Annotated in this window: 13 protein-coding genes; 8 read left to right on the top strand and 5 right to left on the bottom strand. The window is 65.5% G+C overall.

What is annotated here, in order from left to right; all coding sequences use genetic code 11:
• From H8B02_RS39020 to soxA, 5 genes are all read left to right on the top strand, one after another.
• Positions 1–1,164 (top strand): NAD(P)/FAD-dependent oxidoreductase (locus H8B02_RS39020; RefSeq protein WP_229171046.1); only part of this gene is annotated, 1,164 nt, incomplete at its 5' end.
• Positions 1,157–1,606 carry a sulfur oxidation c-type cytochrome SoxX gene (gene soxX, locus H8B02_RS39015; protein WP_233287927.1) on the top strand — a complete coding sequence of 150 codons (450 nt, stop codon included), beginning with the start codon at positions 1,157–1,159 and terminating at the stop codon, positions 1,604–1,606. The genes H8B02_RS39020 and soxX, both read left to right, overlap by 8 nt.
• A gap of 12 nt (positions 1,607–1,618) precedes the next feature.
• Entirely contained in the window at positions 1,619–2,083 is a 465-nt protein-coding gene (locus H8B02_RS39010; RefSeq protein ID WP_229171045.1) for a SoxY-related AACIE arm protein, read from the top strand.
• Positions 2,083–2,403: a thiosulfate oxidation carrier complex protein SoxZ gene (gene soxZ, locus H8B02_RS39005; protein WP_229171044.1), complete on the top strand. Its 321-nt coding sequence runs from the start codon at positions 2,083–2,085 to the stop codon at positions 2,401–2,403. The genes H8B02_RS39010 and soxZ overlap by 1 nt, the downstream gene beginning before the upstream one ends.
• Positions 2,400–3,173 carry a sulfur oxidation c-type cytochrome SoxA gene (gene soxA / locus H8B02_RS39000; RefSeq protein WP_229171043.1) on the top strand — a complete coding sequence of 258 codons (774 nt, stop codon included), beginning with the start codon at positions 2,400–2,402 and terminating at the stop codon, positions 3,171–3,173. The genes soxZ and soxA overlap by 4 nt, the downstream gene beginning before the upstream one ends.
• 86 nt (positions 3,174–3,259) lie before the next feature.
• On the opposite strand, the gene H8B02_RS38995 is transcribed toward soxA, so the two are convergent.
• Positions 3,260–4,033: a ferredoxin--NADP reductase gene (locus H8B02_RS38995; protein WP_229171042.1), complete on the bottom strand. Its 774-nt coding sequence runs from the start codon at positions 4,031–4,033 to the stop codon at positions 3,260–3,262.
• Between the two features lie 172 nt (positions 4,034–4,205).
• On the opposite strand from H8B02_RS38995, the gene H8B02_RS38990 reads away from it, so the two are divergent.
• The 3 genes from H8B02_RS38990 (at position 4,206) to H8B02_RS38980 (ending at position 7,714) form a co-directional block, all read left to right on the top strand.
• The gene (locus H8B02_RS38990; protein WP_229171041.1) at positions 4,206–5,402 is read left to right on the top strand and encodes an amidohydrolase family protein; all 1,197 of its coding nucleotides are present in this window, start codon (positions 4,206–4,208) and stop codon (positions 5,400–5,402) included.
• Positions 5,403–5,645: 243 nt separating this feature from the next.
• Positions 5,646–7,043 carry a selenium-binding protein SBP56-related protein gene (locus H8B02_RS38985; RefSeq protein WP_229171040.1) on the top strand — a complete coding sequence of 466 codons (1,398 nt, stop codon included), beginning with the start codon at positions 5,646–5,648 and terminating at the stop codon, positions 7,041–7,043.
• A 2-nt stretch (positions 7,044–7,045) separates the two neighbouring features.
• Complete coding sequence (locus H8B02_RS38980) at positions 7,046–7,714, top strand: hypothetical protein (RefSeq protein ID WP_229171039.1); 669 nt, start codon at positions 7,046–7,048, stop codon at positions 7,712–7,714.
• 201 nt (positions 7,715–7,915) lie between these two features.
• Here H8B02_RS38980 and H8B02_RS38975 read toward each other — a convergent pair whose 3' ends face one another.
• From H8B02_RS38975 to H8B02_RS38960, 4 genes are read right to left on the bottom strand one after another with little or no spacing between them, the layout of a single operon-like run.
• The gene (locus H8B02_RS38975) at positions 7,916–8,371 is read right to left on the bottom strand and encodes a MarR family winged helix-turn-helix transcriptional regulator (RefSeq protein WP_229171038.1); all 456 of its coding nucleotides are present in this window, start codon (positions 8,369–8,371) and stop codon (positions 7,916–7,918) included.
• A 16-nt stretch (positions 8,372–8,387) separates the two neighbouring features.
• Positions 8,388–9,092 carry an ABC transporter ATP-binding protein gene (locus H8B02_RS38970; RefSeq protein ID WP_229171037.1) on the bottom strand — a complete coding sequence of 235 codons (705 nt, stop codon included), beginning with the start codon at positions 9,090–9,092 and terminating at the stop codon, positions 8,388–8,390.
• Positions 9,089–9,880 carry an ABC transporter ATP-binding protein gene (locus H8B02_RS38965; RefSeq protein ID WP_229171036.1) on the bottom strand — a complete coding sequence of 264 codons (792 nt, stop codon included), beginning with the start codon at positions 9,878–9,880 and terminating at the stop codon, positions 9,089–9,091. Before H8B02_RS38965 ends, H8B02_RS38970 begins: the two co-directional genes overlap by 4 nt.
• A complete protein-coding gene (locus H8B02_RS38960) occupies positions 9,877–11,766 on the bottom strand; it encodes an ABC transporter permease (protein WP_229171035.1) in 1,890 nt (629 codons plus the stop codon). Before H8B02_RS38960 ends, H8B02_RS38965 begins: the two co-directional genes overlap by 4 nt.
• Between the last annotated feature and the right edge of the window lie 133 nt (positions 11,767–11,899).

The raw sequence follows: 11,899 nt of genomic DNA, 5'->3' as shown, positions 1-11,899 counted from the left end.
ACGGTGATCGGCGGCGGCTTCGGCGGCGCGGCCTGCGCGCGGGCGCTGCGGCGGCTCGATCCAAAAATCCAGGTCACGCTGATCGAGCCGAACAAGACCTTCACCGCCTGCCCGTTCAGCAACGAGGTGATCGCGGGCTTGCGCGAACTCTCCATGCAGCAGTTCACTTATGACAAGGTTGCGGCCGACGGCATCACCGTCGTCGCGCAAGCGGCCGCCAAGATCGACGCGCAGGCGCGCACCATTGTTCTTTCCGATGGCACAGCGCTGTCCTATGACCGGCTTGTGCTCGCCCCCGGCATCGACATGCGCTTCGACGCCCTCTCCGGCTATGACGAGGCAGCCGCCGAGAAGATGCCGCATGCCTGGAAGGCCGGCGCGCAGACCATGCTGTTGCGCAAGCAGCTCGAGGCCATGGATGATGGCGGCCTGGTCGTGATCGCGGTGCCGGCCGCGCCGTTGCGATGCCCGCCGGCGCCTTACGAGCGCGCCAGCCTGATCGCGCATTACCTCAAGGCGAAGAAGCCGAAGTCAAAGATCCTGGTGCTCGACGCCAAGGACAATTACTCGCAGCAGAAGCTGTTCGAGAAGGCCTGGGCGGAGCTCTATCCCGGCATGATCGAGCGGATCGCGCTGTCGCAAGGCGGACGGGTGACGTCGGTCGATCCGGCGACCAACGAGATCGTCACCGACTTCGGCAACTACACCGCCGCGGTCGCCAATGTGATCCCGCCGCAAAGAGCCGGCCGTATCGCGGAGATCGCCGGCGCCGCCGACCACACCGGCTGGTGCCCGATCGATCCGGTCAGCTTTGCCTCGAAGCTCGTGCCAAATATCCACGTCATCGGTGACGCCGCGATCGCCGGCGGCATTCCGAAATCCGCTTCCGCGGCGGCGGCGCAAGGCCGGGCCTGTGCAGCCGCGATCGTCAACGCGCTTGCAGGCAAGGCGCCGGAGACGCCGCGGCTCGATGGCGCCTGCTACAACACGGTCGCGCCGGGCTACGCCTTCTCGCTGAAGGGCATCTATCAGCCGAAGGAAGATCAATACGCCGAGGCCGAGGTGAGCACGAGCCCGGTCGACGCGCCGCGCGAGGTTCGCCAGCGCGAGGCCGACCAGGCGATCGACTGGTTCAGGAGCATCACGGGAGACGCCTTTGGCTAGGCTCGCTCTCACAATAGTCTTCGCCGCAGAACTGCTCGCAACCTGCGCGTCCGCCCGTGCCGAGGAACTGCGGCCCTACACCGTGGTCGGCGATGTGATCCCGGCCTCGCTATCGGGAGCCAAGGGTGACGCACTCCGCGGCCGGGCGCTGATCGTCGAGCGTTCCTCGACTTGCATCCTCTGCCACAGCGGCCCATTTCCCGAGCAGGCGTTCCAGGGCGACCTCGCGCCGAACCTCACTGGCAGCGGCAGCCGCTGGTCGGAAGGACAATTGCGGCTCCGGCTGGTCGATGCATCACACCTCAATGCGACGACGATCATGCCGTCCTACTATCGCGTCGGCGGGCTTACGCGTGTCGGCGCCTCATGGCGCGGCAAGCCGATCCTGTCGGCGGAGCAGATCGAGGATATCGTGGCCTATCTGGTGACGCTGAAGAACTAGGACCAATTGTCGATGGCGAATTCAAACCACACCACACGCCGCACGGTTCTGAGCCTCGCCGGAGGCGCCGCAGTGTTGGTGATCGTGCGCCCTGTCGACGCAACGCCAGCGATGCTGTCGGCCGCGATCCGCAATGTCGTCGGTGAAGCCAATGTGCACACCGGCAAGGTCAAGCTCGACATCCCGCCGCTGGTCGAGAACGGCAACACGGTGCCGATGACGGTCAGCGTCACCGGCCCGATGACGGCGGACGAGTATGTGAAGAGCATCCACGTCTTCAACGATAAGAACCCGCAGCCGAACATCGGCAATTTCTATCTCGGGCCGCGCGCCGGACGCGCGCAAATATCGACCCGCATCCGCCTCGCCGACAGCCAGAAGGTCACCGCCATCGCACGGCTGTCCGACGACACGTTCTGGTCGGCAACCGCTGACGTCGTGGTGACGCTCGCCGCCTGCACCGAGGAGGCGATCTGATGCCGTCGGCCCTGATCAACGTGCCGGCCAAGGCCAAGCGCGGCAGCGTCATCGAGATCAAGACGCTGATGTCGCACATCATGGAGACCGGCTATCGCCACACCGCGTCGGGCGACGTGGTGCCGCGCGACATCATCACGAGTTTCACTTGCCGCTTCAACGGCACGGAAGTGTTCCGCGCCGATCTTTATCCGGCGATCGCGGCCAATCCGTTCATCACCTTCTTCACCACCGTGACCGAGAGCGGCAAGTTCGAGTTCGAGTGGATCGGCGACAGGGGGTTTTCGGAGACCGCGCAGGCTTCGATCACGGTCGAATGAAGATTGCGGTCTGCATCGCGCTGCTGACGGCGATGGCGGGCACCTCGCTGGCCGCGGAGATTCCGCTATCCGAGCGCCGCTCCGGCTACAGCTTCATGAGCCCGGACACCAGGGCGATGCAGGACGAGGACACCGCCAATCCAGGCATGCTCTTTGTGCTCGACGGCGAAGCGCTGTGGACGCGCAAGGCCGGCGGCGCGGACAAGGCCTGCGCCGACTGCCACAATGATGCGCGCATCAGCATGAAGGGCGTCGCGGCGCACTACCCCGCCTTCGAGAAGGCGCTGGGAAGGCCGGTCGACCTCGAAGGGCGGATCAACCTCTGCCGCACCAACCACCAGCAGGCATCACCCTTCGCCTATGAAAGCCGCGAGCTGCTGGCGCTATCAGCCTTTGTCGCGCAGCAGTCACGCGGCATGCCGATCGCAGCCGGCGACGATCCGGAACTCGCGCCATTCGTCGAGAGGGGCCACGCACTGTTCATGCAGCGGCAGGGCCAGCTCAATCTCGGCTGCACCAATTGCCACGACGATGTCTGGGACAAGAAGCTCGCGGGAAGCGCGATCACGCAGGGACAGCCGACCGGTTATCCGCTGTACCGGCTGGAATGGCAGTCACTCGGATCGTTGCAGCGGCGGCTGCGCGCCTGCATCACCGGCATTCGGGCGCAGGCCTATGATTATGGTTCGCCCGAGCTGGTCGAGCTCGAGCTCTATCTGATGTCGCGGGCACGCGGCATGCCGATCGAGACGCCGGCGGTCAGGCCCTGACGCATCGGCTTGATCCAGCGGAGCGAAGCAATCCATTGCTCCCGGCTGTACCGGAAGATGGATTGCTTCCGCCCTCGCTGCGAAGATCAGCGTTCGGCGAACGCCTTCTCCACCACGAACTGCGCGGGTTCGCCATGATTGCCCTCGACGAAGCCGCGGCCGCCCAGCAGCGTGCGGGTGTCGGCGACCAGCGCCGGCGAGCCACAGATCATGACGCGGTCATGCGCGGCATCGAGCGCCGGCAGGCCGATGTCGGCGAACAGCTTGCGCGAGGTGATGAGGTCGGTGATGCGGCCGCGGTTGCGGAACGGATCGCGCGTCACGGTCGGGTAATAGATCAGCTGGTCGCGCACCAGCTCGCCGATCAATTCGTCCTGCGGCAGCTTCTCGGTGATCATCTCGCCATAGGCGAGCTCCTTGACGCGGCGGCAGCCGTGCAGCAGCACGACCTTCTCGAACCGGTCATAGGTCTCGGGATCCTTGATCACGCTGAGGAACGGCGCGAGGCCGGTGCCGGTGCCAATCAGATAGAGGTTGCGGCCGTCTTCGAGGTTGTCGATGACCAGCGTGCCGGTGGCCTTGCGGCTGACGATGATCTCGTCGCCTTCCTTGAGATGCTGGAGGCGCGAGGTCAGCGGGCCGTCCGGAACCTTGATCGAGAAGAACTCCAACGTGTCCTCGTAATTCGCGCTGGCGACGCTGTAGGCCCGCAGCAGCGGCTTCTCGCCGACCTTGAGCCCGATCATGGTGAACTCGCCGTTGCGGAAACGGAACGACGGATTGCGCGTGGTCTTGAAGGAGAACAGCGTGTCGGTCCAGTGATGAACGCTGAGGACGCTTTCCTGGTTGAAATTGCTCATCGCACCAATCCCTGATTTGTGCTGCGGCGGAAAGGGACTTGAACCCCGTTGGCCGGCCGGATCGCTTGTATACGATCATTCGTATACAAACGAATAATCCGGCTTGATCCGAAAGTCAAGCCGGGCTCAAATTCCCGGGCAATTTCGGAAAGAAAACTGAAGGAAAACACCCATGGCTCACGACGCGCCCCAGGCCACCGGCCCCAGCAAGCTGGTGATCCGCAACATCGGGCTACTGCTGTCGGGAGCGCTGGAAAGGCCGATCCTGGACGCCGATACCATCGTCGCCGAGAACGGCAGGATCACCGCGATCGGCCGCTTCAAGGACGTCGATACCGAAGGCGCCACCACGATCGTCGATGCCAACGGCACGACCGTCGCGCCCGGCCTGATCGACAGCCACGTCCATCCCGTCGCCGGCGACTGGACGCCGCGGCAGAACCAGAGCAGCTGGATCGACAGCTATCTGCACGGCGGCGTCACCACCATGATCTCCGCCGGCGAGGTGCATATGCCCGGCCGGCCGCGCGACGTCGTCGGCGTGAAGGCGATGGCGATCTTCGCGCAGCGCGCGTTCTGGACGCTGCGGCCGGGCGGCGTGAAGGTGCATGCCGGCGCGCCTGTGATCGAATGCGAGATGGTCGAGGACGATTTCAAGGAAATGGCCGCAGCCGGCGTCAAGCTGCTCGGCGAAGTCGGGCTCGGCGGCGTCAAGGACGGCCCCACCGCGCGCAAGATGGTCGGCTGGGCGCGCAAATACGGCATTCAAAGCACGATCCACACCGGCGGTCCCTCGATCCCCGGCTCGGGCCTGATCGACAAGGACGTGGTGCTGGAGGCCGACACCGACGTGGTCGGCCACATCAATGGCGGCCACACTGCGCTGCCCGACGACCAGATCCGCTGCATCTGCGAGGGCTGCAAGCGCGGGCTCGAGCTGGTGCACAACGGCAACGAGCGTTCGGCGCTGTTCACGCTGCGCACCGCGCGCGAGATGGGCGACTTGCACCGCGTCATCCTCGGCACCGACGCGCCGGCCGGCTCCGGCGTGCAGCCGCTCGGCATCCTGCGGATGGTTTCGCTGCTGTCCTCGCTCGGCGAGCTGCCCGCCGAGCTGGCGTTCTGCCTTGCGACCGGCAACACCGCGCGGATGCGCGAGCTCGACTGCGGCCTGATCGAGGTCGGCCGCTCCGCCGATTTCGTGCTGATGGACAAGGCGCAGCATTCGCCGGGCAAGAACATCCTGGAGAGCGTTCAGCTCGGCGATCTCCCGGGCATCGGCATGACCATCATCGACGGCATCGTCCGCACCCAGCGCAGCCGCAACACGCCGCCCGCAGGCAAGGTGCCGGAGATCGTGGCGAAGTAATCGAGCTCGATGACCGTCATTCCGGGTTCGCGACTTCGTCGCGCCCGGAATGACGCGGTCCGCGCAGGACGCGCCATCTGACCACATCGGAACGTTGCTTTCGCCCGTCATCATTGAGGTGTATCGTGCCGCCACGCGAACCTAGCCGGCGGCGCTCGCAAGAGTCACGCGACGATCCGGAATAGTTCCTGCCGCATGCCGCTGTGCCGTGTTGGTCCACACCAGCAAACAGGAGGCAGCACGATGACGATGAGGCCAGATCCCACGTTTCACGCGTCGCCGAAGCTTGCGATGGAAGCTCCGGCCGAGAAATTCGCCTACACCGTGCTGCTCAGCCCGGACTTTTCCAAGCCCGACGCGCTCGCCGTCATCGACGTTAAGCCGGGCTCGCCGACCTACAGCAAGATCGTCCACACCGTGACGATGCCCAACAAGGGCGACGAGTTTCACCATTTCGGCTGGAACGCGTGTTCCTCGGCATTGTCCCCGCTTGCGGGACATGCCTTCATCGAGCGCCGCTATCTCATCGTTCCCGGTATGCGGTCGTCGCGGATCTACATCATCGACACCAAGCCGGATCCGACGCAGGCGAAGATCCACAAGATCATCGAGCCCGAGGAGGTCTTCAGGAAGACCGGCTATTCGCGGCCGCATACCATCCACTGCGGCCCGGACGGCATTTACGTCTCCACGCTCGGTGGCGGCAAGGACGGCACCGATGGACCGCCCGGCGTCTTCATCATGGACTGCGAGACCTTCGAAGTGCTCGGACGCTGGGAGATCGATCGTGGTCCCCAGACCAAGCACTATGACTTCTGGTGGAATCTGCCGCGCGACTACATGGTGAGCAGCGAATGGGCGCTGCCGCCGCAATTCGAGAACGGGATCGTGCCAGAGGACCTGCTCTCGAACAAATACGGCCATCGCATCCACTTCTGGGATCTGCGGGCGCGCCGCAATGTGCAGACCATCGATCTCGGCGCCAACCATCAGATGGCGCTGGAGGTGCGTCCCGCACACGATCCGGTTCGCGAATACGGCTTCGTCGGCGTCGTGGTCGATACCACGAACCTCGAGGGCTCGATCTGGACCTGGTGGCGCGAAGGCGGCAAGTTTCACATCGAGAAGACGGCGACGATTCCGCCCGAGCCCGCGCCGAAGGAGCAGCTGCCGCCGCTGCTGCAGGGTTTCGGCGCCGTGCCGCCGCTGGTGACCGACATCGACCTGTCGATGGACGACAAGTTCCTCTACGTCTCCTGCTGGGCCACCGGCGAGATGCGCCAATACGATGTCAGCGATCCGCGCAAGCCAAAACTCGCCGGATCGGTGCGCATCGGCGGGATCACCCGCCGCACTCCGCATCCCAACGGACAGGCATTTGCCGGCGGTCCGCAGATGGTCGAGATCAGCCGCGACGGCAAGCGGGTCTACTGGACCAACTCGCTTTACTCGACCTGGGACGACCAGTTCTATCCGCAAGGCATTCCCGGCGCCGAGGTGATGGCGAATGCCAGCCCGGGCGGCGGGCTTGAACTGGCAAAGGACTACTGGGTCAGCCTCCCCGACGGGTACCGCGCGCACCAGATCCGGCTCGACGGCGGCGACTGCTCAACGGATTCGTTCTGCTATCCGTCGGCCTGAATGTGAGTGCAGCCGACTGGACAGCGGCCTGGCTGTGGCTGGCGGTGATTGCGAGCGGCCTCTACCACGGGATCAACCCGGGCATGGGCTGGCCGCTCGCGGTTTCGGCCGGATTGATGCAAAGGAGTTCGCGCGCGCTGCTGGCCGCGCTTGGCCCGCTCGCAATCGGTCACCTGCTGGCGATGCTGCTCGTGATCCTTCCCTTTGCGCTGCTGATCACCCTCGTCGAATGGCAGCGCACGATCCGGATCGGCGCCAGCCTGCTTGTGATCGTCTTCGGCATCTATCGGCTGATCGACCGGCGCCATCCGCGGGCCTTGGCGCGGATACCACCGACGCAACTCGCTTTGTGGTCGTTCGCGGTGGCGATCGCCCACGGCGCGGCGCTGATGCTGGTGCCGATCTATCTCGGACTATGCCGCGAGGCTGAGCCGGACCAAGGCCACGCGGCGGCCAACTTCCTGATCGACACCAGCCTCACGATGGCTGTGCTGGTCTCCATCGTCCATGCCGGCGCGATGATCGCGGCCGGCGGATGTCTCGCGTGGCTGGTCTACCGCTACCTCGGCCTCAAATTCCTGGCCCGGAGCTGGTTCAATCTGGACACGGTTTGGGCCGTCAGCCTGGTGCTGGTCGGCGCCGTCGCGCTGGCGCTGGGACTTGCAACATAGTTCGGACGCAACACGCCGTGGGCGCGGTGCCGGAAATCGTGACGACGTGAGGCGCAATAGATGACCCGTCATCCTGAGGTGCGAGCGAAGCGAGCCTCGAAGGATGCACGGCCCGGCCAGATCTGCGCGGCAAGAGCCGGGCCGTCGCCCTTCGAGGCTCGCCGAAGAGGCGAGCACCTCAGGGTGACGGTCTTATTTGGCTTACCGCAGCCTGCCGAGCAGCGCCATCAGGGTCTCGCGCTCCTTGGCGTCGAGCGGCGCCAGCGTCTCCCTGGAGATCACGAGCGCATTCGGCGCGGCCTTGTCGGCCATCTGCTGACCGGCGCGCGTCAGGCTCACCATCAGCCGGCGGCCGTCGTCGGGATCGGGCGAGGTCTCGGTCAGGCCGCGCGCGGTCAAGCGATCGATCACGCCCTTGATGGTCGCAACGTCCATCGAGGTCAGCCGCCCGAGCTGGTTCTGCGAGCAAGCCCCGACCTCCGACAGCTTCGACAGCGCCGCCCATTGCGTCGGCGTCAGGTTGATGCCGATCTCGCGGGCGAAGATCACCGCGTGGCGCTGCGACACCTGGCGCAGGATGAAGCCGATCTGCTCGTCCAGCACGTAGCCCGGCTTGGCGGCCTTGACGCTTCGCTTCTGTGCAGCACTCCTCGCCATCGCTTCACTCCACCCTTTACAGCGACAGATGCGCGTCGCGGACATCCGGACGCGCATCAAGTTCCGCCATGGTGCCGCCAAAACAGATCCGGCCGCGTTCGATGATGTAGGCGCGATCCGAGATCAGCCGGGCGAAATGCAGATTCTGCTCTGACACGACGATGCTGACGCCCTCTTTCTTCATCGCCAGGATCGCGTCGACCATCTGCTCGACGATCTTCGGCGACAGCCCTTCCGAGGGCTCGTCGAGCAGCACCAGCGACGGATTTCCCATCAGCGTTCGCGCGATCGTCAGCATCTGCTGCTCGCCGCCGCTCATGCGCCCGCCGGGCCGGCCGCGCATCTCGCCGAGATTGGGGAACAGCTTGAACAGTTTTTCGCGATCCCATTGCGGCGCATTGGGCCGCTTGGGCTGGCGGCCGACCTCGAGATTCTCCTCGACCGTCAAGTCCGTGAATATCCGCCGTTCCTCGGGCACATAGCCGAGCCCGCCGCGCACGATCGCATGCGTTGGCAGCTCCGAGACGTCCCGGCCCTCGAACATGACGCGGCCGGAGCGGTTCTCGATCAGGCCGACGATGGAGCGGAACGTGGTCGACTTGCCGGCGCCGTTGCGGCCGAGCAATGCTACCACTTCGCCCTCGCCGACCTCGAGCGCGATGTCGAACAGGATATGCGCCGGGCCGTAGAAACTGTTGAGATCCTTCACCGTGAGCTTCATGCCGATGCTCCCTCGCGGTGCCGGGCGTCGTAGAGGAGGCCTTCGCCGAGATAGATCGCCCGCACCTGGGCATTTCCGCGCACTTCCTCGGGCGAGCCTTCGGCGATCAGGCTGCCGCGATTCAGCACCAGGATGCGGTCGGCATGCTCGAACACCACGTCCATGTCGTGTTCGGTAAAGAGAACACCGATCGACTGCTCGCGCGCGATCCGCGCCGTCAGGCGCATCAGCTCGACGCGTTCGCGCGGCGCCATGCCGGCGGTCGGCTCGTCCATCAGCAGCAGCTTCGGCTGGTTGGCGAGCGCGATCGCAAGCTCCAGCCGCTTGACGTCGCCATAGGCGAGCTCGCCGCAGGGCCGCTCCGCATAGGCGCCCATGCCCACCAGATCGAGCAGCCGCCCGGCCTCGTCGCGTGCCTGACGCGCGGTCGAGGCCCACAGGTTGAACAACTGCCCACCATGCGAGACCAGCGCGACCTGCACGTTCTCGCGCACCGTCATGGTCGGGAAAGTCGCCGCGATCTGGAAAGTGCGGCCGACGCCCATGCGCCAGATCACGCGCGGCTTTTTGCCGGTGGTCTCCGCGCCCAGCACGCGGATGCGGCCCGAATTCGGAATGTTCTGGCCGTTGAGCATGTCGAAACAGGTGCTCTTGCCCGCGCCGTTCGGCCCGATCAGCGCCAGGATCTCGCCGGCGCGCAGTTCGAACGAGACACCGCGCAGGGCATGCACACCGCCATAGGATTTGGTCAGCCCCTCGACCGACAACAATGTGGGGACCATGCTCATTCGGCAGTCTCGATACGGGAGGTGAGCAAAGGCGATGCCGACGACGACGATTTACGCCGGCGATACATGAGGGCTTCCAGCGTGCCGACGATGCCCTTCGGGAAGGCAACCACGATCAGCACGACGAAGCCGCCGAGCACCAGCTTGGAGAGATCGGTCTGGCTGACCAGCCAGATATTGAGCGCCTTGTAGACGATGGCTCCCACCACCGCGCCGGACACCGTCTCGACGCCGCCGAGCAGCACCATGACCAGCGCATCGACCGACAGCGAGATGCCCATATTGTCAGGGAAGACGCTGCCCTTGAGGTAGGCGAACAGCGCGCCGGCAAGGCCGGCGACCGTGCCCGCGATCACGAAGGCGGTCCACTGGATGCGCTTGCCGTTGATGCCGACCGCTTCGCTGCGCAGCGGCGAGTCGCGCGTGGCGCGCAGCGCAAAGCCGAACGGCGAGAACACGATGATGCGGAGGATCACGACTGCGAGCGCGGCGATGCCGAGCGACAGCCAGTAGAAATGCGACGGGCTCGCCGCCCATTTTTCCGGCCAGACGCCGAGAATGCCGTTGTCGCCGCCGGTGACCGACACCCACTGGAATGCGATCGACCAGACGATCTGGGCAAAGGCCAGCGTCAGCATCGCGAAATAGACGCCCGAGAGCTGCACCGCGAAGAAGCCGAACACGGCCGCGCCGAGCAGCCCGAGCAGCGGGCCGAGCAGCAGGCAGGCGATCATCGGCAAGCCGGCCATCTTGGCGAGCAGCGCCACGCCATAGGCGCCGAGGCCGAAATAGGCGGCATGGCCGAACGAGGCGAGCCCGCCGACCGACATCAGGAAGTGCAGGCTGACCGCGAAGATCACGAAGATCGCGATCTCCGAGCCGACGGTGAGCACGTAATTGCCGGCGACGAAGGGCAGCGCGGCGGCGACGACCAGCACCGCGATCGCGGCGAGCCGCTCGTTCATCGTCAGCGGCCGCCACGGATTGACCGTGAGGCCAGGCGTGCGCCGCGCCGGGGCTTCCGGCCTGCCGAACAGCCCCCACGGGCGGACGATCAGCACCACCGCCATCACCAGGAACACCAGGATGATGGAGATCTTCGGGAAGATCAGGATGCCGAAGGCGTTGAGCTCCGACACCAGCACCGCCGCAACGAAGGCGCCGATGATGCTGCCGAGGCCGCCGATCACGACCACGACGAAGACCTCGACGATGACGCGCAGATCCATCGCATGATTGACCGCATCGCGCGGAATCTGCAGCGCGCCGCCGAGCGCGGCGAGGAAGACGCCGAGCGCGAACACGCTGGTGAACAGCCATTTCTGATTGACGCCGAGCGCTGCGACCATGTCGCGGTCCTGCGTTGCCGCGCGCACCAGCACACCCCAGCGAGTGCGCTGGAACAACAGCCAGAGCACACCGAGCACCACCGGCCCGAGCACGATCAGGAACAGATCGTAGCTCGGAATATTCTGGCCGAAGAAATCGATCGCGCCCTTGAAGCCGGGCGCGCGGCGGCCGACCAGATCGTCCGGCCCCCAGATCAGCACCACGAGATCCTCGACCATCAGCGTGAGGCCGAAGGTGGCGAGCAACTGGAACAGCTCGGGCGAATGATAGATCCGGCGCAGCAGCACCATCTCGACCAGCACGCCGATCGCGGCAACCGCCAGCGCCGCGACCACGATGCCGCCCCAGAAACCGAATGCGCCGGCGAAGCGCTCGGTCAGCGTGAAGGCGACGTAGGCGCCGAGCATGTAGAACGCGCCATGCGCGAAATTCACGATCCGCGTCACGCCGAAGATGATCGACAGGCCCGAAGCGACCAGGAACAGCGACGCCGCGCTGGCAAGACCGGTCAGGAACTGGACGACATAGAAGGCCATGGGCGGTCCGCGTTGGAGATCACAAGCGTCACTTTCCTTCACCTCGCCCCGCTTGCGGGGAGAGGTCGGATCGCGGAGCGATCCGGGTGAGGGGCTGCCTCCACGAACACCCTTCGAGGACGGGGCCCCTCAC

Origin of the sequence: Bradyrhizobium altum, from assembly GCF_020889705.1 — a bacterium.
Lineage (GTDB): Bacteria > Pseudomonadota > Alphaproteobacteria > Rhizobiales > Xanthobacteraceae > Bradyrhizobium > Bradyrhizobium altum.
Note: the sequence above shows the minus strand (reverse complement) of the source record. Positions and strands in the feature narration are given on the sequence as shown.

Coding starts and splice junctions, on each gene's coding strand:
- H8B02_RS39010 (WP_229171045.1), top strand. CDS start 1,619: ATGGCGAATTCAAACCACACCACACGCCGCACGGTTCTGAGCCTCGCC.
- soxZ (WP_229171044.1), top strand. CDS start 2,083: ATGCCGTCGGCCCTGATCAACGTGCCGGCCAAGGCCAAGCGCGGCAGC.
- soxA (WP_229171043.1), top strand. CDS start 2,400: ATGAAGATTGCGGTCTGCATCGCGCTGCTGACGGCGATGGCGGGCACC.
- H8B02_RS38995 (WP_229171042.1), bottom strand. CDS start 4,033: ATGAGCAATTTCAACCAGGAAAGCGTCCTCAGCGTTCATCACTGGACC.
- H8B02_RS38990 (WP_229171041.1), top strand. CDS start 4,206: ATGGCTCACGACGCGCCCCAGGCCACCGGCCCCAGCAAGCTGGTGATC.
- H8B02_RS38985 (WP_229171040.1), top strand. CDS start 5,646: ATGACGATGAGGCCAGATCCCACGTTTCACGCGTCGCCGAAGCTTGCG.
- H8B02_RS38975 (WP_229171038.1), bottom strand. CDS start 8,371: ATGGCGAGGAGTGCTGCACAGAAGCGAAGCGTCAAGGCCGCCAAGCCG.
- H8B02_RS38970 (WP_229171037.1), bottom strand. CDS start 9,092: ATGAAGCTCACGGTGAAGGATCTCAACAGTTTCTACGGCCCGGCGCAT.
- H8B02_RS38965 (WP_229171036.1), bottom strand. CDS start 9,880: ATGAGCATGGTCCCCACATTGTTGTCGGTCGAGGGGCTGACCAAATCC.
- H8B02_RS38960 (WP_229171035.1), bottom strand. CDS start 11,766: ATGGCCTTCTATGTCGTCCAGTTCCTGACCGGTCTTGCCAGCGCGGCG.